General features: G+C 58.8%; 21 protein-coding genes and 1 tRNA gene. 7 read left to right on the top strand and 15 right to left on the bottom strand.

Translation table 11 applies throughout. The features are described 5' to 3' along the window. Nucleotides 1–36 precede the first annotated feature (36 nt). On the top strand, nucleotides 37–2598 hold the full coding sequence (gene pepN / locus EV660_RS10935) for an aminopeptidase N (RefSeq protein WP_071480494.1): 2562 nt from the start codon (nucleotides 37–39) through the stop codon (nucleotides 2596–2598). A 398-nt stretch (nucleotides 2599–2996) separates the two neighbouring features. Here pepN and EV660_RS10930 read toward each other — a convergent pair whose 3' ends face one another. From EV660_RS10930 to EV660_RS10905, 6 genes are all read right to left on the bottom strand, one after another. After that, nucleotides 2997–3986: an ABC transporter substrate-binding protein gene (locus EV660_RS10930; RefSeq protein ID WP_071480493.1), complete on the bottom strand. Its 990-nt coding sequence runs from the start codon at nucleotides 3984–3986 to the stop codon at nucleotides 2997–2999. Between the two features lie 47 nt (nucleotides 3987–4033). Then, nucleotides 4034–4846, bottom strand: a complete 813-nt coding sequence (locus EV660_RS10925; RefSeq protein WP_071482050.1) for an ABC transporter permease — start codon at nucleotides 4844–4846, stop codon at nucleotides 4034–4036. Nucleotides 4847–5124: 278 nt separating this feature from the next. Then, a complete protein-coding gene (locus EV660_RS10920; RefSeq protein WP_071480492.1) occupies nucleotides 5125–6021 on the bottom strand; it encodes an ABC transporter permease in 897 nt (298 codons plus the stop codon). Nucleotides 6022–6094: 73 nt separating this feature from the next. After that, nucleotides 6095–6886, bottom strand: a complete 792-nt coding sequence (locus tag EV660_RS10915; protein WP_071480491.1) for an ABC transporter ATP-binding protein — start codon at nucleotides 6884–6886, stop codon at nucleotides 6095–6097. Beyond that, on the bottom strand, nucleotides 6886–8337 hold the full coding sequence (gene hydA, locus EV660_RS10910; protein WP_071480490.1) for a dihydropyrimidinase: 1452 nt from the start codon (nucleotides 8335–8337) through the stop codon (nucleotides 6886–6888). The genes EV660_RS10915 and hydA overlap by 1 nt, the downstream gene beginning before the upstream one ends. 58 nt (nucleotides 8338–8395) lie before the next feature. Further along, the gene (locus tag EV660_RS10905; RefSeq protein ID WP_071480489.1) at nucleotides 8396–9646 is read right to left on the bottom strand and encodes a Zn-dependent hydrolase; all 1251 of its coding nucleotides are present in this window, start codon (nucleotides 9644–9646) and stop codon (nucleotides 8396–8398) included. Nucleotides 9647–9802: 156 nt separating this feature from the next. Between EV660_RS10905 and EV660_RS10900 the strand changes: the two genes are divergently transcribed. Next, nucleotides 9803–10453, top strand: a complete 651-nt coding sequence (locus EV660_RS10900; protein WP_071480488.1) for a TetR family transcriptional regulator C-terminal domain-containing protein — start codon at nucleotides 9803–9805, stop codon at nucleotides 10451–10453. On the opposite strand, the gene preA is transcribed toward EV660_RS10900, so the two are convergent. The 6 genes from preA to EV660_RS10870 all read right to left on the bottom strand — a co-directional run bounded on the left by preA (nucleotide 10454) and on the right by EV660_RS10870 (nucleotide 18215). Continuing rightward, nucleotides 10454–11755 carry an NAD-dependent dihydropyrimidine dehydrogenase subunit PreA gene (preA, locus tag EV660_RS10895; protein WP_071480487.1) on the bottom strand — a complete coding sequence of 434 codons (1302 nt, stop codon included), beginning with the start codon at nucleotides 11753–11755 and terminating at the stop codon, nucleotides 10454–10456. Between the two features lie 27 nt (nucleotides 11756–11782). Then, complete coding sequence (locus EV660_RS10890) at nucleotides 11783–13126, bottom strand: NAD(P)-dependent oxidoreductase (protein WP_071480486.1); 1344 nt, start codon at nucleotides 13124–13126, stop codon at nucleotides 11783–11785. Nucleotides 13127–13344: 218 nt separating this feature from the next. Then, a complete protein-coding gene (locus EV660_RS10885) occupies nucleotides 13345–16071 on the bottom strand; it encodes an ATP-binding protein (RefSeq protein WP_071480485.1) in 2727 nt (908 codons plus the stop codon). 4 nt (nucleotides 16072–16075) lie between these two features. Continuing rightward, on the bottom strand, nucleotides 16076–16381 hold the full coding sequence (locus EV660_RS10880) for a hypothetical protein (protein ID WP_071480484.1): 306 nt from the start codon (nucleotides 16379–16381) through the stop codon (nucleotides 16076–16078). After that, on the bottom strand, nucleotides 16378–16746 hold the full coding sequence (locus EV660_RS10875; RefSeq protein WP_071480483.1) for a response regulator transcription factor: 369 nt from the start codon (nucleotides 16744–16746) through the stop codon (nucleotides 16378–16380). The genes EV660_RS10880 and EV660_RS10875 overlap by 4 nt, the downstream gene beginning before the upstream one ends. A gap of 128 nt (nucleotides 16747–16874) precedes the next feature. Beyond that, nucleotides 16875–18215: a helix-turn-helix domain-containing protein gene (locus EV660_RS10870; protein WP_071480482.1), complete on the bottom strand. Its 1341-nt coding sequence runs from the start codon at nucleotides 18213–18215 to the stop codon at nucleotides 16875–16877. A 195-nt stretch (nucleotides 18216–18410) separates the two neighbouring features. On the opposite strand from EV660_RS10870, the gene accB reads away from it, so the two are divergent. Both accB and accC read left to right on the top strand, forming a co-directional pair. Beyond that, nucleotides 18411–18908, top strand: coding sequence for an acetyl-CoA carboxylase biotin carboxyl carrier protein (accB, locus tag EV660_RS10865; RefSeq protein WP_071480481.1), 498 nt, complete (start codon nucleotides 18411–18413; stop codon nucleotides 18906–18908). 10 nt (nucleotides 18909–18918) lie between these two features. Beyond that, entirely contained in the window at nucleotides 18919–20268 is a 1350-nt protein-coding gene (gene accC, locus EV660_RS10860; protein ID WP_071482049.1) for an acetyl-CoA carboxylase biotin carboxylase subunit, read from the top strand. Nucleotides 20269–20313: 45 nt separating this feature from the next. Here accC and dacB read toward each other — a convergent pair whose 3' ends face one another. From dacB to EV660_RS10845, 3 genes are all read right to left on the bottom strand, one after another. Continuing rightward, nucleotides 20314–21732: a D-alanyl-D-alanine carboxypeptidase/D-alanyl-D-alanine endopeptidase gene (gene dacB, locus EV660_RS10855; RefSeq protein WP_246028976.1), complete on the bottom strand. Its 1419-nt coding sequence runs from the start codon at nucleotides 21730–21732 to the stop codon at nucleotides 20314–20316. A 196-nt stretch (nucleotides 21733–21928) separates the two neighbouring features. Then, a complete protein-coding gene (locus EV660_RS10850; RefSeq protein ID WP_071482047.1) occupies nucleotides 21929–22576 on the bottom strand; it encodes a nicotinate-nucleotide adenylyltransferase in 648 nt (215 codons plus the stop codon). A 101-nt stretch (nucleotides 22577–22677) separates the two neighbouring features. Then, nucleotides 22678–22754: transfer RNA gene (locus EV660_RS10845), tRNA-His, on the bottom strand. 115 nt (nucleotides 22755–22869) lie between these two features. On the opposite strand from EV660_RS10845, the gene EV660_RS10840 reads away from it, so the two are divergent. The 3 genes from EV660_RS10840 to EV660_RS10830 all read left to right on the top strand — a co-directional run bounded on the left by EV660_RS10840 (nucleotide 22870) and on the right by EV660_RS10830 (nucleotide 25148). Beyond that, a complete protein-coding gene (locus tag EV660_RS10840) occupies nucleotides 22870–23079 on the top strand; it encodes a DUF6324 family protein (RefSeq protein WP_071482046.1) in 210 nt (69 codons plus the stop codon). Nucleotides 23080–23276: 197 nt separating this feature from the next. Continuing rightward, nucleotides 23277–24197, top strand: coding sequence for a UDP-3-O-acyl-N-acetylglucosamine deacetylase (gene lpxC, locus EV660_RS10835; protein ID WP_071480480.1), 921 nt, complete (start codon nucleotides 23277–23279; stop codon nucleotides 24195–24197). A 108-nt stretch (nucleotides 24198–24305) separates the two neighbouring features. Then, a complete protein-coding gene (locus tag EV660_RS10830; protein WP_071482045.1) occupies nucleotides 24306–25148 on the top strand; it encodes an outer membrane protein assembly factor BamD in 843 nt (280 codons plus the stop codon). The last annotated feature ends 10 nt before the right edge of the window (nucleotides 25149–25158 follow it).

The raw sequence follows: 25158 nt of genomic DNA, 5'->3' as shown, positions 1-25158 counted from the left end.
CTGACCCAGATCTGGTACAGCCCGCAGGAGTGAGACATGCGCGATACAGCCCCGCAGCCCATCCATCTGGCCGACTATCAGCCCCCGCCCTTTCTGGTCGAGGATGTGGCGCTAACCTTTCGCCTTGCCCCAACGGCGACCCGCGTCATCGCACATATCCGCTTCAGCCCAAATCCACTTGCCACACCCGGCCATGACCTGCGCCTTGACGGCGAAGGCGTGAAACTGATTTCAGCCAGTCTCAACAACACGGAAATTACAGCCACACCAGATGCAACCGGCCTGACCATCCCAGCGCAAGACCTGCCCGAGGGCCCCTTTGACTGGGCATGCGAGGTAGAAATAGCACCCGAAGGCAATACTGCGCTGGAAGGGTTGTACATGTCGCGCGGCATGTATTGCACCCAATGCGAAGCCGAGGGCTTTCGCAAGATCACTTTTTACCCCGACCGACCCGATGTGATGGCCCCGTTTCGGGTGCGAATCGAATCCGATCTGCCGATCCTTTTGTCGAACGGCAATCCTGCATCTTCAGGCCCCGGCTGGGCTGAATGGCACGACCCCCACCCCAAACCTGCCTATCTCTTTGCGTTGGTGGCGGGTGATCTGGTCGCCACAACCGACCGTTTCACCACAATGGGGGGGCGCGATGTAGCGCTGAACATCTGGGTACGCAGGGGCGATGAGGACAAGATAGCCTATGCAATGGACGCGCTCAAACGCTCGATGCTCTGGGATGAACAGGTCTATGGACGCGCCTATGATCTGGATGTGTTCAACATCGTGGCGGTCGACGATTTCAACATGGGCGCAATGGAAAACAAGGGCCTGAACATCTTCAACTCGCGCTATGTTCTGGCCTCTCCGCAGACCGCGACCGACAGCGATTATGCCAGTATCGAACGGATTATCGCGCATGAGTATTTCCACAACTGGACCGGCAACCGCATCACTTGCCGCGACTGGTTCCAACTGTCGCTGAAAGAAGGGTTGACGGTCTTCCGCGACCAGCAATTCATGGGTGACATGCGCAGCCATGCCGTCAAGCGGATCGAGGATGTCTTGACCCTGCGCGCGCGCCAGTTCCGCGAAGATGACGGACCTCTGGCCCACCCGGTGCGACCTGAAAGCTATGTCGAGATCAATAATTTCTACACCGCCACTGTCTATGAAAAAGGTGCTGAACTGATCCGCATGTTGCAGCTACTGGTCGGCGAAGACCGCTACCGCGCTGCGCTGGATTTGTATTTCATCCGCCATGACGGGCAGGCCTGCACGATCGAAGACTGGATCGCCGTGTTCGAAGAAGCGGCCGGGCGCGATCTGTCGCAATTCAAGCGCTGGTATGAACAGGCAGGCACCCCGCGTGTCGATGTATCTGACGCGTGGGATGACGGCACTTACACGCTGACCCTGCGCCAACATACTCCACCAAGCCACGGACAGCCGCTGAAAGAACCGCTGGTCATTCCGGTCGCGATGGGGCTTCTGGCGGCAGACGGGACCGAGTTGTTGCCCACTCAGGTGCTGGAACTCGACAGCCCCGAGCAAAGCTTCTCATTTGAGGGACTGCCAGAGCGGCCCGTGGCCTCTCTCTTGCGGGGGTTCAGTGCGCCTGTTGTGCTGAACCAATCCCTTAGCCGCGAACACCGCGCGTTGATGCTGGCCCATGACACCGACCCGTTTAACCGCTTTGAAGCAGGCCGCACATTGGCGCGCGAGATATTGCACGCGATGGTGCTGGAGGGCGCGAAGCCCGGCCCCGATTACGTGCAGGCGTTGCGTGTCATGCTGCGGGATGAGGCGCTTGACCCTGCATTTCGGGCACTTGCGCTGCATATCCCCGGACAAGACGATCTGGCCGCGTCACTGCACGCCGCAGGCCATGTGCCGGACCCGGACGCCATTCACTCTGCGCGCAGCACGGCCTTGCGCCTGATTGCCGAAGCCCTGATCGATGACCTTTTGCAGGTCTATGAGTCCATGCAGACCCCCGGCCCCTATAGCCCCGATGCCAAAGATGCCGGGCGGCGCGCGCTGCGCGTTCAGACGGTCGCCCTGCTGGCACGCGCGGATCAGGGCGAAAAAGCAGCTGAATTGTTTGCACGCGCAGACAACATGACAGAACAACTGGGCGCGTGGGGCGCGCTGCTGGCGATTGGCAAAGGGCAGCAAGAGGGCGCGCAATTCTACCGGCAAGGGACCGAAGAACGGCTGGTGGTCGATAAATGGTTCTCGGCGCAGGTGATGCATGCAGCCCCTGCAAAGGCAGCAAGCCTTGCGCAAGAGCTGACACAGCACCCGGATTTCGATTGGAAGAATCCGAACCGTTTTCGTTCGGTCATCGGCGCGCTGGGGGCCAACCCGGCGGGGTTCCATAATCGCAATGGCGCGGGGTATCGCTTGGTCGCGGATTGGTTAATTCGCCTCGATGGCGTTAATCCGCAAGCTGCGGCGCGTGTCTCGACCTTGTTCGAGACATGGAAGCGATATGATGAGACGCGACAAAGCCTGATCCGCGCAGAATTGGACCGCATCATGGCGCAAGACCGCCTCAGCCGGGATATGGGCGAGATGGTGGGACGGATGCTGGGCTAGTCGTCACCTGACACAAAAACTCTATAGCGGCATCGCGGGGCTTTGCGGACATAGCAAAGCCGGGTGCAAAGCCGCGCAGCGTCGGGCCGCGGTGCGGCGACCCAAGGTTTACTCTGTAGCGCTTTATGCTGGCCAAGTCCCTGAAAGATCAGATCGTTGCGCTTGGGGCAGCCAAATCCCCGTGCCGTGGGGGCGGCCCTTTGAGTCGCGGCGGCCTTCAGCCTCGATTCCGCGCCGGTCAAAGACTGCAAAACCCCTCTTAGCGGCCCCTTACCTCGCATTGCGAAACAATGTGTCAGGTGGCGAACACCAGAGACTGAAATATCCCGGCGTCACCGCCGGGATATGTCGCCGTGCAGTTGATCCCGACCCCAAATGGCCGGGATCACGAATTCAGCTTAGTCAAACGCCGCGTCTGTCACGGCAGAGGTCACAGCCCCTTCCGGTTCAGCCGTGATGACCGGATCAGAACCCCCACCCAGAAGTGTGGCCACTGTGCGCTCATAATCTTCCATGTCCAGAGTACCGTTTGACCCTTCGATCAGCAGGGCAACCTCGCCCATCATGCGAATCTGGTGCTCTTCGGTCTGTGCGCCAGTGTCGTCATATTCCAGCACGATCATGGCCGCTTCTTCGACATTCTCTGCGGCCCATTCCCAGCCGCGCATGGACGCCCGCACGAAACGCGCCATCTTGTCCACGAATTCCGGGTCTTCCAGATTGCTTTCTAGCACATACAACCCGTCTTCCAGCGTGGCGACGCCCTGATCCTCATATTTGAAGGTCACAAGCTCGTCCTCAGAGATGCCCGCATCAATGACCTGCCAGTATTCGTTATAGGTCATGGTGCTGATGCAATCGGCCTGACGCTGTAACAGCGGGTCGACATTGAACCCCTGACGCAGCACCTCGACCCCTTCATCACCGCCATCGGTGGGAATGCCAAGTGTGCTCATCCAGCTTAGGAACGGATATTCATTGCCAAAGAACCAAACACCCAGAGTCCGACCGGGGAAATCTTCTGGCCCGCTGATACCGGTTTCGGCCAGACAGGTCAGCATCATGCCTGACGCCTTGAAGGGCTGCGCGATATTCACCAGCGGAAGGCCATTTTCACGCGCGGCCAAAGCTGCTGGCATCCACTCGACGATCACATCGGCACCACCACCTGCGATCACCTGCGGGGGGGCAATATCGGGGCCGCCCGCGCGGATGGTGACATTCAGGTTTTCATCTTCGTAAAACCCGTTTTCAAGCGCAACATAATAGCCCGCGAATTGTGCCTGTGTCACCCATTTCAGTTGCAGTGTCACATCATCCATTGCCCATGCCGCAGGCGCAAAACCCAAACCAAGGGCCGCAACCGACCCGTAAACCACTTTCTTCATTTACTTTCACCTCCATGTTGCCTGACCCGTTTTTCGGGCGCAGGGTGTTAACGCCCGCGTTGTGACGGGTGCCAGAAGGTCACCCCTCGCTCCACCAGCGCGATAAGGCCGTAGAACAGCGAGCCCGCAAGGGCAGCTACGGCAATTTCTGCCCAGACCATATCCAGTTGCAACCGCCCGACCTCGGTTGAGATGCGAAAGCCCATCCCACGTGTCGGAGAGCCGAAAAATTCAGCAACAATAGCCCCGATCAGTGCCAGTGTTGATGAGATTTTCAGCCCGTTGAAAATGAAGGGCATCGCAGCGGGCAAGCGCAGCTTGATCAGCGCCTGCGCCCAACTGGCGTTATAGGTGCGCATCAGGTCGCGTTGCATTGCCTCGGTCGCGGCCAAGCCCTGTACGGTATTGACCAGCATCGGGAAAAACACCATCGCCACAACCACCGCCGCCTTGGACGGCCAGTCAAAGCCAAACCACATGACCATGATCGGCGCGGTGCCGATAATTGGCAGGGCGGCCAGAAAATTGCCCACGGGCAACAGCCCCCGGCGCAGGAAATCGGACCGGTCCACCAGCAGCGCAAATACCAGCGCCGCGCCCACACCAATGGCATAGCCCGACAAGGCGCCCTTGATAAAGGTTTGCACAAAATCGACCCAAAGCACATCTGTTGACCGCAGAATTCGTTCCCAGATCATGCTTGGCGCTGGCAGGATCACGCGCGGGACTTCCAACGCGCGCACAACCACTTCCCACAACCACAAAAGCGTTGCCCCGAAGGCCAGCGGCGCCAGCAAGCCCTGCAACCGCCCCGGAATGCCAGGCAGGCGCGGACGATCGGCCAGTTGCGCCACCAGCATCCAGGCCCCAAGCCAGACAGCAATAACCGCACCCCAGACCGGCAAACTGGATGTCGCAAAGGGCAAAAGTGCCTGCGCCGCACCGGCCAGCGCCGCCGCAACCGCAAATGACCAGGCCCAGCCCTTACGCGATTGCGGCAAGACGCCCAGCATGACCACGGCCAGCAACAAAAGCAGCGTGCCTGCCGACAGGTCGCCTGTAACGCCAAGACCAGCAGCCAGAAGAAAGGCCAATGTCATGCCCACCCAATGGACACCCCCGGTGTCACGCAGGACCGTCATGCCGCCATCCCCATCCGTTTCAGCGTTGCACGCTGGACCACACCGATCAGCGCCACCATGCTGGCGGCAAGGATGGCTGCGGCAAAAAGGGCCGACCATATCTGTACGGTCTGGCCGTAATAGCTGCCCGATAGCAGCCGCGCGCCCAGTCCCGCGACAGCCCCTGTCGGCAGTTCCGCGACAATGGCCCCGACAAGCGCGGCCGCAATCGCCACTTTCAGCGAGGCAAAAAGATAGGGCATTGCCGAGGGCCAACGCAGTTTCGCAAAGACCTGTCCACCCGTCGCGCTATAGGTTTTCATCAGGTCCAGTTGCATCTGGTCAGGCGCGCGCAGCCCTTTGACCATACCAACGACGACCGGAAAGAAACTGAGATAGGTCGAGATAATCGCCTTGGGGACCAACCCGGTAATCCCCACCGCATTGAGGACCACGATAATCATGGGCGCGATGGCAAGGATTGGAATGGTCTGGCTGGCAATCGCCCAGGGCATGACAGAGACATCCATCGCGCGATTATGCACGATCCCCACAGCAAGCGCGATACCAAGGGCTGATCCGATGGCAAAGCCCAGAAGCGTGGCTGAAAGCGTGACCCAACCATGATAAATCAGGCTGCGATTAGACAGGCTGCCGGTATTCATGAAGCCACGCCGCCCGGTCATTTCCTCAACCACAGTAGAGTTCCACAACTCTGTCGCCACCTGATGCGGGGCAGGCAGACGGGGGCGTTGTTGCGACATGGTGTCTGCAACAAGCGTGGGCAGTGTCAATTCGACGCCAGCGCGCCGGGCCTGATCCTGCGCCCATTGCGCGTTCATCGGGATGACAGCCGCATACCAAAGCGCAACCAAAGCGGCGGTGACGGTGAGGACCGGGATTACGTTGCGCATGAGCATTGCCGGGGTTTGGGGGGCTCTGCCCCCCTCGCCCCCCCCGGGATATTTTTGCAAGGATGAAAGCTGACTAGTCATCAAGATGCCCCGCCCTGAGCCCTTCGCGCACGCGGTGCGCAATTTCGATGAATTCCGGCGTGTCGCGGATATCCAATGGCCGCTCTCGCGGCAGCGGGCTGTCGATGACATCCGAGATGCGCCCGGGACGGGGCGACATGACCACGATCTTGGTGGACAGATAGACTGCCTCTGGAATGGAGTGGGTCACGAAAGCGATGGTCTTTTCGGTGCGTGCCCATAATTCCAGAAGTTGCTCGTTCAGGCGGTCGCGCACGATTTCATCCAATGCGCCGAACGGCTCGTCCATCAGCAGGATGTCGGCATCGAAAGCCAAGGCGCGGGCGATCGAGGCGCGTTGCTGCATCCCGCCGGAAAGCTGCCAGGGGAATTTCCGCGCAAAACCCGAAAGTTCGACCAGTTCCAGCACCTTTTTCACGCGGCTGTCCTGATCGGCGCGGGAATAACCCATGATTTCCAGCGGCAGCTTTATATTCCCGGCAATGGTGCGCCAGGGATACAGCCCTGCCGCCTGAAACACATAGCCATAGGCACGGGCCTTGCGCGCTGCTTCGGACGACAGACCATTGACCGAGATTGTGCCGGATGTGGGCTGTTCAAGATCGGCGATCACGCGCAGGAACGTGGTCTTGCCACAGCCCGACGGGCCGATAAAGCTGACGAATTCGCCTTTGGCGATGTCAAGATTTACATCCTTGAGGGCATGGACAGGCCCATCCCCGGTCTGAAAGGTCAGATTGAGGTTCTGGGCCGAAATCACAGGCGCGGTGGCAATGTCGCGCATCAGACCCCCGTCGCGGGGATGCCGCTGCGTTGCACAGGCCGGGGCGCCGTCAGATCCTTCCAGGTTGAAAGCGCCTGGTTCACAGGGCCGTTAGGGCAGCGTTCGACAAACTGGCCATGCCCTTCCTGACCATCGAACACCCCGTCATTCACCATCACACGTCCGCGCGACAGCACATGACGCGGCAGCCCAGTGACTTCCTGCCCCTCAAACACGTTATAATCGATATTCGACGCCTGCTTGCTGGCAGTAATGGTTTTCGTTGCTTCGGGGTCCCAGACCACCAGATCGGCATCTGCGCCTACGGCCACCGCCCCCTTGCGCGGATACATCCCGAAAATCTTGGCCACATTGGTCGAGGTGACGGCGACAAATTCGTTCATTGTGATCCGGCCTGTGCGCACGCCATGCGTCCAGAGCATGGGCATCCGATCTTCAAGCCCGCCGGTGCCATTGGGGATCTTGGTGAAATCGCCCACACCGTATCGCTTCTGGTCCGTGGTGAAGGCGCAATGATCTGTCGCCACGACAGACAGCGACCCCGATGCCAGACCGGCCCAGAGACTGTCCTGATGGGCCTTGTTGCGGAACGGGGGCGACATGACGCGGCGCGCGGCATGGTCCCAGTCGGGGTGAAAATACTCGGACTCGTCCAAGGTCAGATGCTGGATCAACGGCTCGCCCCAGACACGTTTGCCCGCCTGCTTGGCCCGCCGGATCGCTTCATGCGATTCCTCGCAGGATGTATGGACAACATAGAGCGGCACACCAGCCATATCCGCGATCATGATGGCGCGGTTTGTGGCCTCGCCCTCGACCTGCGAGGGGCGGGAATAAGCATGCGCTTCGGGGCCGGTATTGCCTTCGGCCAGCAGGCGGGCGGAGAGTTCCGCCACCACATCGCCGTTTTCGGCATGGACCATGGCAATGGCCCCCAATTCGCGCAACCGCTGGAAAGATGCAAAAAGTTCGTCATCATTGACCATAAGCGCGCCCTTATAGGCCAGAAAATGTTTGAAGCTGGTAATGCCGCGCGCGACCACTTCGGGCATTTCGTCAAAGACCTGCTGCGACCACCATGTGACCGCCATGTGATAGGAATAATCACAATGCGCGCGGCCAGATTTGTTGTCCCACATCTTCAACGCATCAAGCAGCCCCTGACCGGGGCTGGGCAGCGCGAAATCGATCACCATCGTCGTGCCACCCGACAGCGCCGCGCGGGTGCCGGATTCGAAATCATCGCTGGAATAGGTGCCCATGAAGGGCATTTCCAGATGCGTATGCGGATCTATCCCGCCGGGCATGACATAGGCGCCTGTCGCGTCCAGTTCCGTGTCGCCCGACAGGTTCGGGCCGATTTCAATGATCTTGCCGCCATCGATGCGGATATCGGCCTTATAAGTCAGGTCATGGGTGACAATGGTGCCGTTCTTGATGACGGTGCTCATGTGGTTACTCCCTGTTTCATCTGCCGCATGTCGCGGCTGTAATTTCCGGTGCTGCCCGTCAGCCCACAACCTCGGCGGTTTCCAGCACGGCATGCATCAACACATTTGCGCCCGCTTCCGCCCATTCGGGAAATATCTCCTCGGCCTCATTATGGGACAGACCATCCACGCAGGGGCACATAACCATTGTGGTAGGGTAAAGGCGATTGATCCAGCAGGCATCATGCCCTGCACCCGAGATGATATCCATATGGCTGTAGCCCAGCCTCTCGGCCGCATCGCGCACGCGGCCAACAAGGGCTTCATCAAAGGCGGGCGGGTCGAAAAAACCGACCAGCTCGGCGGAGAATTTCACACCGATATCGGCGCACAAGCCCGGTGCGCGGGCATTGAGTTCGGCCACCATCGCGTCCAGTGTGTCCAGCACATGGGACCGAAAGTCGATGGTGAACACCACCTTTTCAGGGATGATGTTACGCGAATTGGGGTAGACATCAATCTGCCCGATCGCACCCACGGCGTTGGGCTGGTGTTTCAGGGCGATTTCATGAACCAGTTCGGTCACCCGTGCCAGCCCGCGACCTGCATTGCGGCGCATATACATGGGGGTTGATCCGGTGTGCTGGCCCTTGCCAGTCACGGTGCATTCGATCCAGCGCAGGCCCTGACCATGGGTGACAACGCCCACTTGTTTGCCTTCGGCCTCGAGAATCGGGCCTTGTTCGATATGCAGTTCAAAAAAGGCATGCATTTCGCGCGCGCCGACAGATTCGCTGCCCTTCCAGCCGACACGCGCCAACTCGTCGCCAAACCGTTTGCCCTTGGCGTCAACCCGGTCATAGGCCCAGTCACGCTCCAGCACGCCTGCGAAGACACCAGAGGCCAGCATGGCGGGGGCGAAACGCGTGCCTTCCTCATTGGTCCAGTTTGTTACCACAATCGGCCGACGGGTCTTTATGCCCAGATCGCGCATGGTGCGGATAATCTCCAACCCGGCAAGCACGCCCAGCACGCCATCATACTTCCCACCGGTGGGCTGGGTGTCGAGATGGCTGCCGACATAGACCGGCAAGGCGTCTGGGTCGCTCCCCTCAAACCGCGCGAACATGGTGCCCATCTCATCCACGCCCATCGTGCCGCCTGCATCTTCGCACCATTTCTGGAACAGGTGGCGGCCTTCGCTATCCTCATCGGTAACGGCCTGACGGTTGTTCCCACCTGCAACACCGGGTCCGATCTGCGCCATGTCCATCAGACTGTCCCACAGTCTTTCGCTGTTGATCTTCATGTTCTCGGCTGGTGCAGACATCTTAACTTCCTCGTGTCACAGCGTTTCTTGTTCTTCTTTGCCGGTTTTTCATCCGGGGATGATCGTCGCCGACAAGCGGGTGTGCTGGTGTTGCTTGCGCTTGGGCTTGCGGGACGCTATCAAGTTTGACCATCCAGTCAAGAAGCTTGTCCTGCAATGACCGCGCATCGACCACCCATCGCTGAAAAAGCTGGCAGCGCGCGAAAAGCGCCGCGCTCGCGCATCCAGACGCGCAATCGCCAGATCATTCTGGATGCCGCGCTGGAGGTGTTTTCGACACATGGATTTCGCGGGGCAACACTTGACCAAATTGCCGCGCAAGCGGGGCTGTCGAAGCCCAATCTGCTGTATTACTTCGACAGCAAGGACGCCATTCACTGCGAATTGCTGACGCGATTGCTGCATAACTGGCTGGACCCCCTGCGCATTCTGGATGCAAATGGCGACCCGCAAGCCGAGATCATGGCCTATATGCGCCGCAAATTGCAGATGTCGCAGGACTTTCCGCGCGAAAGCCGGTTGTTTGCCAATGAAATCCTGCAAGGTGCGCCGCGTATGGAAAGCTTTATCCGCAATGACTTGCGCGCCCTTGTTGATGAGAAGGCACAGCTTTTGCAGGCATGGGCCGATGCCGGGCGTATTGCGAAGATTGACCCCTATCATCTGATCTTTTCGATCTGGGCGCTGACGCAGCATTACGCCGATTTCGCCCCCCAGATCAGCATGATCCGGGGGGAAGGGCATGACCCGAACGAAGGCGCCGAAGTGTTCCTCGAGCATCTTTATACCCGCCTGCTTGCGCCCTGATCATTCTGCCGCTTTGGCCATCGGGTTATTGGGGTGAGTTGTCCAGTTGCCATAATCACCGACCACTTCACCTGTGCGCGGATCGACAGCCCCCTTGGGCATCTCCTCCATTGTGATGCAATCCTGCACAGGGCAGACATTGACACACAGATTGCAGGCCACGCATTCTTCGTCAATCACCTCAAACACCCGGTCGGGCGACATAGAGATGGCCTGATGCGAAGTATCTTCGCAGGCTGCGAAACAGCGCCCACAAGAAATGCACAGATCCTGATTGATCTTCGCCTTGGTGACGTAATTCAGGTTGAGATACTGCCAATCCGTCACATTCGGCACCGCACGGCCAACAAGCTGATCGACAGAAGTAAAGCCCTTCTGATCCATATACTGTGACAGGCCAGCCGTCAGTTCCTTGATGATCCCAAACCCATAGGTCATGGCCGCCGTACAGACCTGCACATTGCCCGCGCCCAGCGTCATGAATTCCGCCGCATCGCGCCATGTCGTGACGCCGCCAATTCCGCTGATCGGCAAATCCGCCGTTTCGGGAGAGCGGGCAATCTCTGACACCATGTTCAGGGCAATTGGCTTGACTGCCGGACCACAATACCCGCCATGCGCGCCCTTCCCGTCGATCATCGGTTCGGGGCTGAACGTGTCCAGATTGACGCTTGTGATCGAATTGATCGTGTTGATCAGGCTGACGGCATCCGCGCCGCCGCGCTTTGCGGCCTCTGCCGGTTTGCGGATATCGGCAATATTCGGGGTCAGTTTCACGATGCAGGGCATGCGCGAGTGCTGCTTGACCCAGCGCGTGACCATTTCGATATATTCGGGCACCTGCCCCACAGCCGCACCCATGCCGCGTTCGGACATGCCGTGCGGACAGCCGAAATTCAACTCGACTCCATCGGCCTCTGTATCCTCGACATGTTTCAGAATTGCTTTCCAGGATTCCTCATCACAAGGGACCATAAGCGAGACGACCATTGCGCGGTCGGGCCAGTCGCGCTTGACCTGCTTGATCTCGCGCAGGTTCACCTCCAGCGGGCGGTCGGTAATCAACTCGATATTGTTCAGCCCCAACAAACGCCGGTCTGCGCCCCAGATCGCACCATAACGCGGGCCATTGACGTTGACGATGGGCGGCCCTTCGGCGCCCAGCGTCTTCCAGACAACGCCCCCCCAGCCCGCCTTGAAGGCGCGCACAACGTTGTATTCCTTGTCGGTCGGCGGGGCAGAAGCCAGCCAGTAGGGATTGGGTGACTTGATACCGATGAAATTCGTGGTCAGGTTTGCCATGTCAAAAACTCCTATGAGCGCGGTATCCTACGCGCCGCTTTTCATCAGGCTTGCGTGAATGCTCTCGGCTGCATCGCGCCCCTGCGCCACCGCCGTGACAGTCAGATCCTCGCCGCCGCCCGTGCAATCCCCCCCGGCCCAGACACCGGGAACCGAAGTGCTGCCATCAGCCGCGACCTTGATCTTGCGACCATCCAGCGCCACACCCTCAGGCGCGCCAACCAGCGTTTGTCCGATGGCCTTGAACAGCTGATCGGCCTTCAGGCGAAATGTCTCGCCCGTAGGCTCCATGCCGGTCTCTCCGGCATGGGTATAAGCAAACTCCACTTCGCGCACAGCGCCATTGGCGTGGATGGCAATTGGCATGGCGTTTGTGATGATCTTGACGCCTTCATTGGCTGCGTGACTAAGCTCATAATCCGACGCGCTCATTGCGTCGCGTCCGCGCCGATAGACCATGCTGACATGCTCTGCCCCCAGCAGGCGCGACTGAACCGCGGCATCGACCGCAGTCATGCCGCCGCCGATAACCACAACATGCCGGCCAATCGGAAGCGTGGACAGATCCTCTGTCTGGCGCAACTCTGCAATGAAATCGACTGCATCACGCGCACCCAGAACCACTTCACCGTCAAGCCCAAGCGCATTTACGCCAGCAAGCCCTATTCCAAGGAACACCGCATCAAACTCTGCCTGCAAATCGGCCAAGGTGCCATCAGCGCCCAATGTCCAGCCCTGCCGCAAGGTGATGCCGCCGATCTGCATCAGCCAATCGACCTCGGCCTGCGCAAATCCGTGCGCGGCCTTGTAGGCGGCAATCCCGTATTCATTCAGACCGCCCGGTTTCTCGCGCCGGTCCAGGATGGTGATGTCATGGCCATGCATGGCAAGCCTGTGTGCACATGCCAGCCCGGCTGGCCCAGCCCCCACAACGGCCACCCGCTTGCCGGTCGAGGGCGCGCGTGTGTAGGGGTGTGCATTTTTCTGTATCAGCGTCTCGGTTGCGTAGCGCTGCAAGCGGCCAATCTCGACCGGTTTGCCCTCTGCCGCCTCTCTCACGCAGGCCCCTTCGCAAAGCGTCTCGGTCGGGCAAACACGGGCGCACATTCCGCCCAGGATGTTCTGATCAAAGATCGTGCGCGCGGCCGCTTCGGGCTGGCCTGCCTGTATCTGGCGAATGAAAAGCGGGATATCAATCTCTGTCGGGCAGGCGGTAATACAGGGTGCATCGTGACAGAAATAGCACCGATCCGCCGCGACCATCGCTTCATGCGGGTCATAGTCGGGGTAAAGATCGTCGAATTGTTCGGCATATGCGTCCGGGTTCAGACGTGCGGGCACAATTCCGGGGGTCGTCAGGCTGTTGGACATGTGGCTGGCCTTTGGTTGACTGGCTCTTGTGTGAAAGATCAAAACACGGATCAAAATTTTTATCAATTAGTAAAATTTTTTAAAACTGCCTAAATTTCCATCACTCCGAACCGATCATTTCCGACACTGACAGACACTATGCAACGTGCTGAAAACGCCGCCTCTGGTGCAGATAAAACAAAGCTATATCTGCGATAAACCGTCGGCCCTGCCTTGCCCTATTGTGCGGCAACCGGCTTGATCGCGGCAGTGTCTGCCGCCGGGCGAGGTGTCAGTTCCAGCGGGAAGCTGACCCGAAACGCAGCACCACCCTGCCCCGGCACATAGCTGATATCCCCGCCCAGATTATGCATGATCTCGCGGCAGATCGCCAAGCCCAGGCCCGCCCCGCCAGCATGCATCGAATCTGTCAATCTGGAGAATTTCTCGAAGATCAGCGCCTGCTTGTCCCGGGGAATCCCGGAACCGTTATCGATGAAATCGACCTCTACCATAGATTTGTTTTGCCGCACTTTGATCTGCACCTGAGGAACAGCAGCATCGCAATACTTTCGCGCATTCGACAGGATATTGATGAAAACCTGTGTCAGGCGTCCGGCATCTGTGATGACCTCTATCGCTTCGGGGTCACGACTGCGCAAAATTCGGAACTTGCGATCAGCCTGTACCGAATTGGACGCGGTCATCGCCTTGTCAATCAATGTCTTCAGACTGACAGGCGCGATGTTCAACTGCACCTGCCCGTGCTCCAAAACCGACAGGTCAAGAAGATCATCCAGCAAGCGCGTCAGACGGATCGACTCGTCATGGATGATCTGGGCAAAGTGGTTTCTTTCTTCCGGCGTCATGTCCTCATTATCCATCAATATCTCGGAAAACGCCCGGATAGAGGTCATGGGTGTGCGCAACTCGTGGCTGATCTGGCTCAGGAACGCATCTTTCTGCACAGACAGTTTCTGCAACATCTCATTGGCATCGCGCAGCTTCCGGGCTGTGCGAGAGAGTTCATTCGACTTCGCCTCTAGCTGGGCGGAATATTCCATGATCTGCGCCGTCTCTGATGCCACGGCCATCAAATCCTCGACCGATACGACTGCGGTGCCCACAGTCTGCGCCAGCATCGCATGTGCCGTCGCAGACCCGACAGAGCCAGAGAGTTTCAGTTCCAGCGCTTCCAGAAATTCTGGCGTGATATCTGGCAAATACCCTTGTTTCCCTTGCAGCTTCGCCTGCGCACTGAAAAACGCCTGCCCCTCGGTCGTGCCAAGGATGCGCTGGGTCATGGGTAGAAGATCTTCTGCTTCGGCCACGGGTCTGGTCCAGCTGCGTGCAGGGCCTGGCCGATCAAAGATATTGACGAATAACGCGCCTTGAACCCGCTCGATCGGGCTGGGAAAACTGAGGAAAGACCCAAGGCAGAATGCAAGCGCATTCAATGCAAGCGACCAGAACAAGGCATGCAGCAGTGGGTCAAGGGCATTTAGGCCAAACAAGCTGTAGGGGCGCAGCCATGACAGGCCCATGGGCCCCTGGTCCATGACTTGCGCTGACAAAAAAATATCCGGGCCAAAACTTGGCAGGAACAAAGTGTAGAACCACAGCAATGTTCCGACGATCAACCCAAGGGCCGCCCCCGTGCGACTCGCCCCGCGCCAGAACAAGGCCCCCAGAAGCGCAGGCATGGTTTGTGCGACACCGACAAAGGCGATCAGACCGATGGCAGCCAGCGCAGCCGAGCCACCTGAAACGATGTAATAGATATACCCCAACCCAAGCACGAGGGTGATCGACAAGCGCCGTACACTCAGCACCAGCAGCCGCATATCACCCGTATCCAGATTCTGCGCCGAGCGCACCTTGAGCCAGAGCGGAACAACTATGTGGTTCGACACCATCGTGGCCAGTGCGAGCGAGGCCACGATGACCATGGATGTCGCCGCAGAGAACCCGCCCAGAAAGGACAACAGCGCCAGCCCGTCTTGCCCAAGAAACAGCGGCAGGGTCAGCACGAACATGTCCGGGTTTGTGCCCGGCGGCATGACCTCCAGCCCGACTACGGCAATCGGCAGCACAAACAAACTGATCAGGAACAGATACAGCGGAAAGGCCCAGCTGGCAGTGACAAGATGCTGGTCATTTGTGTTCTCGACCACCATCACCTGAAACATGCGCGGCAAGCAGATGATGGCAATCGCCGAAAGAAGAATCAGCCCAGTCCAGCGCCCCGGCTGAATTTGCCATTCCGGCAGGGCCTGGGCATCTATGCGGGCCAGAATATCCGCAGGGCCAGAGGCCACGAACCAGACCGCAAAAATACCCACTGCAATAAGCGCCAGCAGCTTGACCACAGCCTCAACCGCAATGGCGGTAACGACGCCGGGATGCTGTTCATTTGCATCCAGATTGCGTGTCCCGAAGGCAATCGTGAAGAGTGCAAGCCCCCCTGCGACCCAAAGCGCAATCAGGTTGCGATCCGCAGCTAGGCCAGATCCGACCTGATCGGTCGCGAAGACTGTGAAAGACTGTGAAATTGATTGCAGTTGCAGAGCAATGTAGGGGGTTCCGGCCGAAACACATAGCAGCGTAACGATCACACCCAAAAGATTGGATTTTCCATAACGCGCCGAAATCATATCCGCGATGGATGTCACGCGGTTCTCGCGCCCGATGCGTACAAGTTTGCGCAGGATGACCCACCAGCCAACAAAGACTAGTGTCGGCCCAAGATAGATGGTCATGAATTCCAGACCAGAGCGCGCTGCGTAACCGACCGCCCCATAAAACGTCCACGCGGTACAATAAACCGAGAGCGACAACGTGTAGACCATAGGCGAACGCAGCCAGCGCGCGTACCCTTCTGCGGCGCGGCGCTCTGCGGCAGATGCGACCGCAAACAGCAAGATCACATAGGCCAGACAGGTCAGCACCAACAGGTTAAAGGACATGCATCTAGTCTTTCTGGTCGGGGTCCGGGCGGGAGTCCTCTTTTTGCGGCAATCCCTTTTTCGGGGGGTCCAATGTCCGGCGCAACCCCAAAGACATGAAAAACGCTGCCAGCACCAGCGAAATCCAGACCGCAAACAGATAGACACTTTCCGCGGCAGTCGGGGGCGCTTCACTGCTGTAATCATGGCGCATCAACGGCAATAACAGCAAAACCAGCCCGAAAGCAGGCAAGAAGCGTGCAGCGTCCATCAACCGGCGAATCCGGTAGCTGTCACGGGCCAGAAACTGGGCGCTTTGCGGGGGCTTCATGACGCGGTCAATTCTCTGACGGCGTCCAGCACCTCAGCGTTTGCGAATGGCTTGGTCATGAAGCGCGTCACACCCAGCCTTTCGGCCTCGAACCGGTCCGCAGCATGGCCCTTGGCGGTCAGCATCAGGACCGGCAGATCGCGTGTGCCATCCTGAGCGCGCAGGGATTTAAGGATGTCAAACCCGCTTATCCCGGGCAACATTAGGTCAAGTATCAACAAATCCGGCGGATCACTGCGAAGCGCCCCCAATGCCGTATCACCATCGGCAGACACATCAACCTGCCAGCCATTGCGGGTCAGGATGAAGCGCAATGCCTCTGATATGTTTGGCTCATCCTCGATCACCAACACTCTCTTTTCCATCACAAGGTTCCTCCCTCCCTTGCGGGGACCGGGGCAATGTTGCGCAAGCGCGCCCTGATCACCTGTGCAAACCGGTCGCCTCCTGCTGCCGCCTTGCGATCGTAGTCTTCCAGCACCGCTCCCTCATGTCAAAGCGCGTCTGCGGACTCGGTGGCTGACATAAGTATCGACGGCTCTCGTCGGGCCGCGCAATCCATTTGCGCGCATGTCCTGCAACTTGCGCCTACGACCACCGGCGCGCCAAGCTCTGACGCATTGGCGCTGTCGGCGGGAATAATCAACATACTGGCCTGCAAAACTGTCGGCTTGTCAAATCCCAGCACAACTTCGGTCGCCGCATAGGCATAACTCTGGAATGACCGGCCCAGTCGACCTGCGGTCACCAGTCGCTGGCGCATGGGCTGATGCGGGCGCTGAAGTGCCTGATACAGCGGCCAAAGCGGGCAACCACCACCAAAGCGCGGCAAGGCAAAACCTTCGACACCGCGCCGGAACATCAGCGTGCCGGAATTGTCGCAAATCACCAGCCCCGGCGCTGGCAGGCCCAGATCAGCACACGCCTTGGGCGGCAACATGGCCAGTCGGCGCAAAACCTGATCAAAGCGCACATTGAACTGTTGCGCCAAGGCGTCCGGCGCGAAACCGTGGACTGAGAGGGCGGCAAGAACCTTGTCCAGCGGCAATGCCAAGGTATCTGCCTGAAACCGCCCTATCCACTGGCGCGCCAATGCGCGGGACGCATCGGAAGACAGTTCGATCTGACCCTGCACCATCGCCGCAATATCCGCGTCGCCCTGCTCAAGCTGCGGCAGGTGGAAATCGCGCGCTGCAAGCCACGCCTCGACTTCTTCTTGCGGGGCTGCAAGGCCAGTCTCTTCGGTCTTGCCCGCATCCAGATAGTTGACCAGCGCAACCGCACCTTCCGCCAGTCGCGCGCTGTCTTGCAAGATATTCTGATGAAAGCGCGTCTGCCAATCAGGTTCAATCTCGCCCGAATCATTCAGAATGCTTGCCGTTGATTGAACGGATGTCACGGCCGAGATGATTTCGTGTAGCGCTTCGCCCAGATAAGGATCATGGGTCATTCGGTCATTCAACTGCTCGACCACACGTTCCAACCGCTCGACCCGCGCTTGCGTTTCGGCCAGCACTTTGGACCAACCCGGAAACCGCCCGGTGAATTCGTCGATCCGCTCCAACTCTGCCAGTTCCGCATCACAGCGCAACGCGGCGGCGCGCGCCCCCTCGACAAGGCGCGCGTCTGTATCTTCGACCAAAGCATCAGACGAAACCCCCAATGCATGCGCAAGCGCGCTCAGCAAATCGGGGCCGACCTTGCGGCGATTATGCTCGATCAGGTTAAGATAGGAAGGCGACACCCCGACCACGCGCGCCAGTTCAGCCTGACGTAACCCACGCAGATTGCGGCGGGCGCGTATCCGAGTTCCTGTCAAAGCCGCGCGTGGCATAAGGTCGCCCCCTCTCGCGTCAATTTACAAAAACTTACAAATGAAGAAAGCCCTTTTTTCCCAGATTGACTCCGTAGCTGTCCCAGATCGCGAAAAAGGCGGCTTCACAGGGGGAATAGCCTCAAGTATAAGGCCCACGACCTGCGCGGCGCGACAGCGACCGTGTAACAGAAAGCCCAACAGTTGAGGATTGAGATGACGCAGAGCCGCAATGACGCCGATGTTGCCTTTATCAAAGCACTTGCGGAACTTCTCAATGAGAACGAGTTGTCCGAACTGAGCGTGAAGCGCGACTATGGCGAGAATGACAGCCTGAACGTCAAGGTTTCCAAGCTTTCTGCGCAGCCTGTCCCGATGCAATATGCAGCGCCACAAGCGACTGCACCACAAGCCCCTGCATCCTCGCCAGCCAGCCCAGCTGCTCCAAAGGCCGAAACACCCGCTGACCCGGCTCAGCACCCCGGCGCGGTAACCTCGCCCATGGTTGGCACGGCCTATCTTGCGGCGGAACCCGGTGCCGCAAACTTTGTAAGCATCGGCGCGCAAGTGGCAGAAGGGGATACGCTGATGATCATTGAAGCGATGAAGACCATGAACCACATTCCGGCACCGCGCGCTGGCACCGTCAAGCGCATACTTGTCAGCGATGGCAGCCCGGTCGAATTCGGCGCACCCTTGATGATCATCGAATAAGGCGCGGATGATGATAAGCAAGATCCTGATCGCCAATCGTGGAGAAATTGCCCTGCGGGTTATCCGGGCCTGTCGTGAAATGGGAATCGCGTCGGTCGCCGTCCATTCCACAGCCGATTCTGACGCGATGCATGTGCGCATGGCAGATGAAGCGATTTGCATCGGCCCTCCGGCCTCAAGCCAAAGCTATCTGCATATTCCCTCTATCATCTCAGCCTGCGAGATTTCGGGCGCGGATGCGATCCATCCCGGTTATGGCTTCCTGTCCGAAAATGCCGCCTTCGTGCAGGTGGTCGAAGATCACGGGATCACCTTTATCGGGCCCACTGCCGAGCATATCCGCATGATGGGTGACAAGATCACGGCCAAGGAAACCATGAAAGCGCTGGGCGTGCCTTGCGTTCCTGGCTCTGACGGGGGGGTGCCGGATTATGAAACGGCCAAGACCGTGGCCGAGCAGATCGGCTACCCTGTTATCATCAAGGCAACCGCAGGCGGTGGCGGGCGCGGCATGAAACTTGCGCGCAGTGCAGCCGAGCTTGAGAATGCATTCCGCACGGCCCGATCCGAGGGAAAGGCGGCCTTTGGCAATGACGAGGTCTATCTCGAAAAGTATCTGGGCGCACCGCGCCATATCGAGATTCAGGTCTTTGGCGATGGCAAAGGCAACGCCGTCCATCTGGGAGAGCGCGACTGTTCACTGCAACGCCGCCATCAGAAAGTTCTGGAAGAAGCCCCCGGCCCCGCGATTGACCCGGAAACCCGTGCCCGCATCGGCCAGACATGTGCAGAAGCAGTCGCCCGGATTGGCTATCGCGGCGCGGGCACGATTGAATTTCTCTATGAAAATGGTGAGTTCTATTTCATTGAAATGAACACACGCCTACAAGTCGAACACCCTGTGACCGAAGCAATCTTTGGTGTTGATCTGGTGCGCGAGCAGATTCGCGTTGCTGCCGGTCTGCCGCTCTCCTTCGGGCAAGAAGATTTGCAGGTGAACGGCCATGCTATCGAAGTGCGCATCAATGCCGAAAAGCTGCCGAATTTCACCCCCTGCCCCGGTCGCGTTGCGACATATCACGCGCCTGGCGGTTTGGGTGTTCGGATGGATTCAGCGCTTTATTCGGGCTACACGATCCCACCTTATTACGACAGCCTAATTGCGAAACTGATCGTGCATGGCCGGGACCGCCCCGAAGCACTGGCGCGCTTGAACCGGGCCTTGGGCGAATTGATCATTGATGGCGTGGATTCCTCGATCCCGTTATTTCGGGCGTTGCTTGCAGAACCTGATGTCCAAAGCGGTAATTACGACATCCACTGGCTGGAATCGTTCTTGGCCCAGCCACCTGTGCAGTAATCCGGCGGCCAGATGTGACGCTGGCCCCGGTTCCTCGCGCAGCGCTCAGGAATGCGCCTGCGCCCACCGAAGCAATAATTCCTGCTTCATCAGGCGGGCTTGCTGCGACCAGGCGGCAGTCCCTTCTGGCCGGTCAACTTGACCGCCCGCCACGCGTGCACGGCGTGCAAGGTCCGCCGAGCAGATGGCAAAGGCCAGATCCCGCCCCCCCGGCGCACGCAAGTATCCCCCCAGGGCCGAGACGAAATACAGCGTGCCTGTTTTCGCCCGGACATCCATATCCGTCCGGGGGCGCAAGTTGCCACTAGCGTCACGGAAAGGGTGTTCGCGCAGAATCGCGCGCAGGGCGCCATCCTGACCGGAAAGCCGGAACATATTGGCAAGATCGGTCATCGATACCCGCGAATCTGCCCCCAACCCTGAGTGGTCAACCATACGTGCACTGGACATGCCAAAGCGCATCCGCGCCCAATCGGACATCTGCGCTGCCGACGCGCCCAGACTGGCGGGCCGCCCCTGCCGTGCAGCACTGGCCGTCATGCCGATTGCCTCGGCGCTGAGATTGGTCGAAAAGCGCAGCATATCGCGCAGCATCGCCTGTAACGGCTCTGATCGATGGGTGACCAGGTCTTGGCCTGCGGGCGCATTTCGAGTGATTTCAGGCGCAGGAAGGGCCAGCCCCTGCACCTGTGCAAGGCCGCGAAACACCTCGCCCGCGTAAAGTTCTGGATGCCGCACAGGCAACCAACGAGAGCCGGAATTGCCCAAGGCACTGCGCGCGACACTCCATTGGTCCTGCACGGCCGTGCGTCGATAAGTGTAAAGCGGGCTGGACCTGTTGGCGACCTGCATTTGCGCCATACTGACAGCTGGGCGATGGCGGTTTGATCGGGCGTCCATCGAGACGGAATAATCAGACCCGGCGCGCTGCCATTCGAAATGGACCCGGTTATAATTCAGATTCATCCCCGATACCGATGGATTATACCCAGCCTGAACAGACTGGTCATCGGCAATCGCCTCAACAAAGGGCAAGGCACCGCCCCAGACAAGAAACTTACCCGTAACTTGCCGGACACCGCCACGCACCAACTCCGCAGCCATTGCCGCCAGCATATCGGTATCAAGTGTCGGGTCGCCCCCACCTGCCAACACCAGATCGCCGCGCAAGACACCATCGCTGACAGGTCCCGTCGCAACCAGCCGGGTACGGAACTGATACCCTGCGCCCAAAGCCTCCAGCGCATAAAGTGCGGTCATCGCCTTTGCGACACTTGCAGGCGGCAGCGCGGTATTCGCACCCTGCCCTTCCAACAGATTACCCGACTGCATGTCGATCACGGCAAAGGCCAGCTCCCCCCCAAGCGCGGATCTTGCCACGATCCCTTCAACAGGGGGGGCGGGTTTCAATGCCGGACGGATCGAGCGTTCGGGCGCGTTGGCGCAGGCAGGCATCGCCATCATCGCAGCCCCACCCATCAAGAGATTCAGGAGTCTGCGCCGATGCAACATTTTTTGCGATACCATGTCTGTCACGAACCCTGCCTTGCTTGAACGGGATAAAGAATTTCAATCCTGTGTTGCGCGTCTAATCTTCTTCAGCTGCGTTAGCTTAAGAAAATTTTGACGGCTCAAGCAAGCTTTTAGCCGTGGTTGGCGGTCATATTCCTGTGCCATCTGGGTATTGATTATCCGCGCCCTGCCAAACGCCTTTCGCCCGCAACCCACTAGATGAGATGTCCCGCATCGGTCCGGTCAGGAAACACCATGCCGGGGCGCGTGCCTTGCTAAGGAGCGGGGCCGCGCGCTGTGGCAACCGGGCATGCATATATCGGCGTGCGGCGACCGAAGACAGCGCGGCCAATTGTTGGCCAGGGCGCGCCACCACAGCAATTGGCAGGCTTTCCATGATCACACGCCAGTTGTCCCAACGGTGGAATCCGGCCAGATTGTCTGCACCCATGATCCATACAAAGCGGCGGCGCGGGTACAGACGCAACAGCGCGCGCAGCGTATCGGCCGTGTAGCGCGTGCCCAGTTGCGCCTCAATCGGGGTTACCTGAACACGCGGATGGCGCATCAGACTGCGGGCCTGTCCCAGTCGCGTATCCAGCGGCGCAGGGCCCGATCGCTTGAGGGGATTCTGTGGTGAGACAAGCCACCAAATCTGGTCCAGTTGCAGCCGGCGCAGGGCGTGCTGCGTCACATGCACATGCCCCTCATGCGCAGGGTCGAACGAGCCGCCAAACAGGCCAATGGCCGCCCCGATGGGCGCAGATGGCAGAGCGTGGCGGGGAAGAACAGGCATGACGCGCATACTTTATTGGTAAATTTGTATCTGCCTAGCCAGATACGGAACCCGCGCGGCACTGGCAAGCGCCGCTTCATCGGATTTTTGCTTTAGGGCGATGGTACCGCCTCCCCGGCTTGAACGGGGGACCTCTGGATCCACAATCCAGCGCTCTAACCAACTGAGCTAAGGCGGCACTTGGCGCGATTTAGCCTTGGACGCGGATGAATGCAAGAGGGCGGATGCTTGATTATCATCTTCCGAAGCCGTATCGCACAGAAAGATCAGTCAGCGGACAAGGAAAACACGTCATGGGCATCAATAGCGAAAGCGATATTTCAGCAAATCTACAAATCGGGCCAACAACTGCGGGGATGGTGCGCATCTATGTTGCGGGTGACGGCATCGACCTTCCATTGGATTTTGACCCAGAAGAAGCCGAAGAGATCGCGGATGAGTTGCGCGGCGCAGCCCAGGCGGCGCGCAAGATGTCAGAAAAGCCAAAGGGAAAAAAACGCTAAGGCAATTTCCTGCCACCCGCCAAGATCGCCAAGTCACTGATATATATAGAATATATCACATCGCTGCAGCTTGCACCTGCAAGAATCAGCAAGCAACGGCCATTGTTACATTGCGTCACAATCTGTGAATTGTCCCCAACAACTACCGCACATACAATCGTTAACACAAAAAGAAACGGTTAGAGCGGGCCAATCAGATGCAAAATACCATCAGGTCAGACAGACAGGTTATCGGGACAGGCCTTCATAGTGGCATGCCTGTCTGTTTGCGTTTGCGCCCTGCGGCGGCAGATACCGGGCTACAATTTCATCGGGTGGATCGCGCGAAACACGAGCGGGTGGTGCAGGTCAGCCCCGACAGCTGGGTTGAAGCCAGCTTGTGCACTGTTTTGGAAAACAGCGCTGGCGTGCGCGTCAGCACGGTAGAGCATCTGCTTGCGGCCCTGCATGGTTGCGGCATCCATAATGCGATTATCGAAATTGATGGACCGGAAGTGCCCATTCTTGATGGCAGCGCTTCCCCTTTCGTCCGCTTGATCCTTGATGCGGGGATCAAACCACTGGATGCGCCTTTGCAAGCAGTGCGGGTTCTGAAGCCTGTCAGCGTCGAAAAAGACGGGGCGTCGGTGCGGCTGCTGCCCTCCGAGCGACTGGAAATCGATTTCAGGATCGACTTTACCGACCCGGCCATTGGCCAACAGCACAAAAATCTGAATATGCGCAACGGCACATTTCTGCGCGAACTCAGCGATTGCCGCACGTTCTGCATGCGCCAGGATGTCGAACTCATGCAGCAGCACGGGCTTGCCCTCGGTGGCAGCCTCGACAATGCTGTGGTGTTTCATGATGGCGAAGTGCTCAGCCCCGGTGGCCTGAGGCGGCCTGACGAACCCGTGCGCCACAAGATTTTGGACGCGATGGGCGATCTTTATGTCGCAGGCTATCCATTGATCGGGCGCTACGAGGGGGTGCGTGCTGGCCACGCGCTGACCGGGCGCGCGTTGCAAGCGCTGTTTTCCAGCACCGAAAACTACGAATTGATTACCTGCAACCCCGCGATTTGTGGCTCTCTTCCCGGACTGGGTCTGTCAATTGACGAGATGCGCTTGTCCGCTTAGACACATGCTGCGCGGTAAAGCGGTGCCAAGTGGAAAAAGGCATTTTGCGCCACCGTTTTTTCTGTGATAACAGAGCAGAAAGTCAGAAACGCGATGGGGTGGCAGGAGATGATTTCGAAGTCTGGAATCCGGAATCTGGGGGCTGTCATACTGGTTGTGGCGGCTGCTTCCGCTTGCAACCGAAATACCGGCCCCGACGAATCCCTGGCAGGGTTTTCGGCGGAAGAGATTTTTCAGCGCGGCGAATATGAATTGGAAACCTCGCGGCGGAGTGCCTCCTCACTGCGGTATTTTCAGGAAATAGAACGCCTTTATCCCTACACGGAGTGGTCGCGCCGGGCCTTGATCATGCAGGCCTACGCGCATCATCGCGCACGCGAGTATGAAGAAAGCCGCGCCGCAGCCCAGCGGTTCCTTGACACTTACCCGACAGACGAAGACGCACCCTATGCCGCCTATCTGCTGGCCCTGTCGTTTTATGACCAGATCGACGATGTTGGGCGCGACCAAGGCGTGACATTTCAGGCATTGCAACATCTGCGCCGCCTGATTGAGCAATACCCCGACACAGACTATACCCGCTCTGCCATCCTGAAATTCGAACTGGCATTTGACCATCTGGCAGCCAAAGAAATGGAAATCGGGCGCTATTATTTGCGGCGCGGCAATTTCAACGCTGCCGTCAACAGGTTCCGTGTCGTTGTCGAGGATTTCCAGACATCTACCCATACACCAGAAGCCCTGCACAGGCTGGTCGAAGCTTACCTGTCGCTGGGACTGCGTGACGAAGCACAGACCGCCGCCGCCATTCTTGGCTACAACTTCGAAGCCAACCCCTTCTATCAGGACAGCTTCCGCCTGCTTGGCGGTCAGGGGCTGGAGCCTGAAGCGCGCGGCGAAGGGTGGTTGCGCACAATTTACCGGCAGGCCTTGCGTGGCGACTGGATCTGATTGCGCACAA

The sequence above is a fragment of the Roseinatronobacter bogoriensis DSM 18756 genome, assembly GCF_004366635.1.
GTDB lineage: Bacteria > Pseudomonadota > Alphaproteobacteria > Rhodobacterales > Rhodobacteraceae > Roseinatronobacter > Roseinatronobacter bogoriensis.
Note: the sequence above shows the minus strand (reverse complement) of the source record. Positions and strands in the feature narration are given on the sequence as shown.